This window comes from Betaproteobacteria bacterium, assembly GCA_009377585.1.
In the GTDB taxonomy this organism is placed as follows: Bacteria; Pseudomonadota; Gammaproteobacteria; order Burkholderiales; family WYBJ01; genus WYBJ01.
Map to the genome: position 1 here is coordinate 1 of WHTS01000218.1, position 5,101 is coordinate 5,101.

4 protein-coding genes are annotated in these 5,101 nt (G+C 66.3%); all 4 read left to right on the plus strand.

All coding sequences use genetic code 11. From position 1 onward, the window contains the following. Positions 1-204: 204 nt before the first annotated feature. The 4 genes from GEV05_30480 (at position 205) to GEV05_30495 (ending at position 4,976) form a co-directional block, all read left to right on the plus strand. Positions 205-951, plus strand: coding sequence for an SDR family oxidoreductase (locus tag GEV05_30480; protein ID MPZ47607.1), 747 nt, complete (start codon positions 205-207; stop codon positions 949-951). Between the two features lie 449 nt (positions 952-1,400). Beyond that, positions 1,401-2,567 carry an acyl-CoA dehydrogenase gene (locus GEV05_30485; GenBank protein ID MPZ47608.1) on the plus strand — a complete coding sequence of 389 codons (1,167 nt, stop codon included), beginning with the start codon at positions 1,401-1,403 and terminating at the stop codon, positions 2,565-2,567. Between the two features lie 164 nt (positions 2,568-2,731). After that, complete coding sequence (locus GEV05_30490; GenBank protein ID MPZ47609.1) at positions 2,732-4,024, plus strand: CoA transferase; 1,293 nt, start codon at positions 2,732-2,734, stop codon at positions 4,022-4,024. Between the two features lie 166 nt (positions 4,025-4,190). Then, positions 4,191-4,976, plus strand: coding sequence for a methyltransferase domain-containing protein (locus tag GEV05_30495; protein ID MPZ47610.1), 786 nt, complete (start codon positions 4,191-4,193; stop codon positions 4,974-4,976). Positions 4,977-5,101: the final 125 nt, after the last annotated feature.

Here is a 5,101-nt window from a genome sequence, read left to right on the forward strand (position 1 = left end):
GCGGCATGAGCTTCCCGGGCGAGGGGCCCCACGCAGTGGGGATCGACCGCAAAGCGAATGGTGCCGGGTACCGACGGCTTGGCGGTTCGTTTGCATTAACCGGTTCGGAGGTGCCCGCTTGCGGGGATCGACCGCAAAGCGAACTGCGGCCAAGCCGCTAGAGGCTTGGCGTTCGCGACTCAATGATGGCTCGGAGGCGGCCGCATGAGCGCACAACGAGCGATCGCAGTAACGGGCGCGAGCCGAGGCATCGGTGCCGCCATCGCGCTCGAGCTTGCACGCAGGGGTTTCAAGGTCGGGTGCCTGTCGCGCAAAGGCGGCGGACTGGAAAGCCCGCCCGCGCCGCCTGAGCTCGCTTCGCGCTTCGTCAACCTCGCCTGCGATGTCACCGACGAGACGAGCGCGCGCAAGGCATTGGCGGCGTTTGCCGCTGACGCGGGCGGCCTGCATGGTCTGGTGAACAATGCCGGCATCCATCTCGACGGCCCGAGCGATCGGCTGCAAACGCAGGTGTTCGAAACGGTGCTGAAGACCAACGCCACGGCGGTATTCACCACCAGCCGCGAGGCTTATCCGCATCTGGTAAAAAGCGGCGGCGGGATCATCGTCAACATCGGCTCGTTCTACGACAAGATCGGCGTGAAGCGTAACGTGTCCTATTGCGCCGCCAAGGCCGCGGTCGGGGCGATCACGCGCTGCCTCGCGGTCGAGTGGGCGTCCAAGGGCATCAGCGTCGTTGATGTCGCGCCCGGCTACATCGAGACCGATCTCAATCGCGAGGCGCTGACGCAGAATCCGCTGAAGGATTTTCTCGCTCGGCGCATTCCCACCGGCAGTCCCGCAGCGTCCGATGCGATTGCAAAGATGGTGGCAGCGATCTTCTGCGAGAACATCCGCTTCCTCACCGGCGAAACGATTTATGTCGACGGCGGGCAGGGCATTGCGCACTGATTTGGACCACCCCGTCCGCGCATGCGCGCGTCCCGCCCCTCCTTGGCAGGAGGGGAGCGTATTGGCTCTCCCCTCCTCTCAGGAGGAGGGGTGGCGCGCAGCGCCGGGGTGGTGTGGGTCTCCCCTCCTCTCAGGAGGAGGGGTTTCGGCGCAGCCGACGAGGTGGTGTGGTTTCGCCTCCTCTCACGAGGAAGGGTGTCGGCGAAGGAGGCGAGGTGGTGTGGTTTCGCCTCCTCTCTCAAGAAACCCAACCAGGTTTCTTAACCGCGCCTGCCCGCCTGCGGGGCTAATACTGCTCACGAGGAGGGGTGCCGGCGAAGGAGGCGGGGTGGTGTGGTTTCCCCTCCTCTCACGAGGAGGGGTGCCGGCGAAGGAGGCGGGGTGGTGTGGTTTCCCCTCCTCTCACGAGGAGGGGTGGCGGCGCAGCCGACGGGGTGGTGTGGTCTGACATGACCGTCTTCGACCGCCTCGACGCCACGCTTGCCTTGCCGGAAGACGAGCGCCTCGTTCTTGATGCGGTGCGCACACTCGCCCGCGACCAGATCGCGCCGCGCGCAGCCGAATACGATCGAAGCGGCGCGTTTCCGTGGGATAACGTGAAGGCCATCAATGCGCTCGGCCTGAACAGCATGTTCATCCCCGAAGCCTACGGCGGTGCGAATCTTTCGTATGCCGTCTACCTCGCCTGCGTGCGCGAGATCAGCAAGGCGTGCGCATCGACGGGTGTGATCTGGGCGACCAATTTCCACGCCATGAAGCCGCTGATCGACTTCGGCACCGAGGAGCAGAAGCGGCGCCTGTTGCCGAAGCTGGCCGAGGGCGCGCTGGCATCGCTCGTCATCACCGAACCGACCGCGGGATCGGATGCGACCGGCATGACCACGCGCTTCGAGCCTCGCGGCGACGAGATCGTCGTCACGGGGACCAAGACCTTCATCACCAACGGCGCGCACGCGGATCTCATGCTCGTGTTCGGCAAGTGGAGCGAGATCGAAGACGGCCGCGGCTCGATCTCCGCGCTGGTGCTCGAGGGTGGCGGCGCGGGATTGAGCGTGGTGCGCGAGGAAGACAAGATGGGGCTGCGCGCATCGAGCACGGCCACGCTCGCCTTCGACGGCTACCGTGTGCCGCGCGCGAATCTGCTCGGAGCTCCCGGCGAGGGGCTCAAGCTCCTGCTCGCCTCGCTCAACAAGTCGCGCCCGAGCGTCGCCGCGCATGCGCTCGGGATCGCGCGCGCCGCGTTCGAGGACGCGGTCGCCTACATCAACGAGCGGCGCCAGTCGGGCCGGCGCATCGTGGAATTCCAGGGCATCCAGTTCCTGCTGGCCGATCTCGCCACCGAGCTGGCGCAGTGCGAGGCCTGGCTGTGGCACGTGGCACGACTGGTCGACGGCGGGGCCAAGGATTTCGGCATCGAAGCCTCGATGCTGAAGCTGCGCGCCTCGGATCTCGCGATGCGGATCGCAACCGATGCGGTGCAGTTGCACGGCGGCTACGGCTACTGCAAGGACTATCGCGTCGAGCGGCTCATGCGCGACGCCAAGATCACGCAGATCTGGGAGGGCACCAATCAGATCCACCGGCAGCTCATCGGCCGCAGCTTCATGCGCAAGTAGCCCGAGCAGTGCTTACGGCGACGAGGGGTCAATTGCGCAGGCTCCCCTCTCCCTCCGGGAGAGGGGCTGGGGGTGAGGGACATCGTGCGCACGGTGCATAGTTTTCCCTCACTTGCAGTGCGCGCATCGGCATGCAGGCCGACGCCGTTCGGCCGGCGCGGACCATGGTCCGCGAAACCCCGGCCTCACCCCTCGATCCCTTTCCGAAGGGAGAGGGACGACAAGCATACCCAGCCGGCGCGCCGCGCACAGGTGGCGAAGCGCCGCGTGCTCGCAGGCGCAGGCGCAGGCCTGGGCGGAGCGCAAGGTTGAACAACCCAGTGACTGAACGACGCCAGCCGCTCGCGGGCATTCGCGTCCTCGATTTCTCGACGCTGCTGCCTGGTCCGATGGCGAGCCTGCTGCTGGCCGAAGCCGGCGCCGAAGTCATCAAGATCGAGCGCCCGGGGCGCGGCGACGAGATGCGCTCCTACGTGCCGAAGCTCGGCCCCGACAGCGTGAACTTCGCGCTGCTCAATCGCGGCAAGCGCTCGATCGCGATCGACCTCAAGGCGCCGGGGGCGGTCGAGCGGTTGCATCCCCTGATCGAAAAAGCCGACGTGGTGATCGAGCAGTTCCGGCCAGGCGTCATGGACCGGCTGGGTCTAGGCTACGACGCACTCAAGGCGATCAATCCGAAGATCGTCTACTGCGCGGTGACCGGCTGGGGGCAGACCGGACCCAAGGCCGAGGTCGCCGCGCACGATCTCAACTATGTGGCCGAGTCGGGGATGCTCGCGCTCGCCGCCGGAGCTGACGGCGCGCCGGTCGTGCCGGCTGCGCTCGTCGCCGACATCGCGGGCGGCACCTATCCTGCAGTCATCAACATTCTGTTGGCGCTACGCGAGCGCGATCGCACGGGCCAAGGCTGCAAGCTCGACATCGCCATGGCGGACAACCTGTTCGCCTTCATGTACTGGGCGATCGGCAACGGCCTGGTCTCCGGGCAGTGGCCGCAAGCGGGCGGCGATCTCGTGACCGGCGGCAGCCCGCGCTATAACGTCTATCGCACCGCCGACGGCAAGTATCTCGCCGCGGCCCCGCTGGAACAGAAGTTTTGGGAGACGTTCTGCGAGCTGATCGGGCTCGATGAGCGTTTTCGCGCCGATGTCGGGCAGGAAGCGGCGACCCGGGCGGAAGTGGCGAAGCGCATCGCCTCGCAAGATGCGGCACATTGGACGCGGGTGTTCGCCGGCCAGGATGTCTGTTGCTCGATCGTGTGTTCGATCGAGGAGGCCTTGCGCGATCCGCACTTCGGCGCACGCGGTATTTTCGCGCGCACGTTGGCGCAGGGCGGTCGCACGATTCCTGCGTTGCCGGTGCCCATCGTCGAGCGGTTCCGGGCGGACACGGACGGCCAGGGCTGTCCGGAACTGGGCGAGGCGAACGGGATACTCGATGGCGCAGATGGTGACTGACGCTCGCAGCGACGTGGCGTCCTGCTGCGTGGCGTACTCTTCGACCGAAGAGACGCGAGCGCCTGTCGCCCCTCTCCCCCCGGGAGAGGGGCTGGGGGTGAGGGAAAGAATTCGCCGCACCGTGCGCCAGGCATTTCAACTCGCGGCTCTTGTTCTGCTTCTTGCAATGAATTCGGCTTGGGCGGCAAGCGCGATCCCGACCGCCGAAGTCCCGACCCCTTATCTTCCCTCCACCCCGGTCGCGGTGGAGGAAATGCTGCGGCTTGCCGACGTGCAGCCATCCGACCTCGTGGTCGACCTCGGTTCCGGCGACGGCCGCATACCGATCACCGCGGCAGTCGCATTCGGGGCACGCGGCTACGGCGTGGACATCGATCCTAAGCTGGTGGCGGAGGCAAACGAAAATGCACGTAACGCCGGCGTGTCGGAGCGCGTCCGATTCGAGCAGAAGGACGTCTTCCAGGCCGACCTCCGGGAAGCGACCGTGGTCACGCTCTACCTGCTGACCGGACTCGTCAACCGGCTCAAGCCCAAACTCATGAAGGAGCTCCGGCCCGGAACCCGCATCGTTGCGCACGATTTCGGCTTTTCCGACTGGACGCCGGATCGCAGCGTCAACATCTCCAAGAACTACCTGCTCTATATCGTGCCGGCCGCGATTGCCGGTGCATGGCGGCTGCACGCCGAAACCGCCGATGGCGACAACAGCTACGACGTCGACATCACCCAGGAGCACCAGAAGATTCGCGGCGGTGCGCGCACGGGAGGCGCCGGGTTCCTGCCGCTGTTCGATGCGCATCTCGAGGGCGAGCGCATCCGCTTCGTGCTGGTCGACGGCGGCCACGCGCATCACTTCGAAGGCCGGGTGCTGGGCAACTTCATGGCGGGCAGCGTCCGCCACGGCATCGGGCGCAGTACCGTCACGCGCACCTGGCGCGCCGAGCGGCGGTAGGCGCGTTCGTCACTTTCGCGCAGCGCGCGAACGGCAGATGTCATCGCTCCCGTGAAAACGGGAGCCCAGGCGCATTTAAACGAAAAAAATGGGCCAGGCTCGATTTCTCGCTTCGGAAACATGAA

What these genes read in the sequence shown, in the direction of transcription:
- GEV05_30480 (MPZ47607.1), top strand. Translation starts at nt 205, where the DNA reads ATGAGCGCACAACGAGCGATCGCAGTAACGGGCGCGAGCCGAGGCATC.
- GEV05_30485 (MPZ47608.1), top strand. Translation starts at nt 1,401, where the DNA reads ATGACCGTCTTCGACCGCCTCGACGCCACGCTTGCCTTGCCGGAAGAC.
- GEV05_30490 (MPZ47609.1), top strand. Translation starts at nt 2,732, where the DNA reads ATGGTCCGCGAAACCCCGGCCTCACCCCTCGATCCCTTTCCGAAGGGA.
- GEV05_30495 (MPZ47610.1), top strand. Translation starts at nt 4,191, where the DNA reads ATGAATTCGGCTTGGGCGGCAAGCGCGATCCCGACCGCCGAAGTCCCG.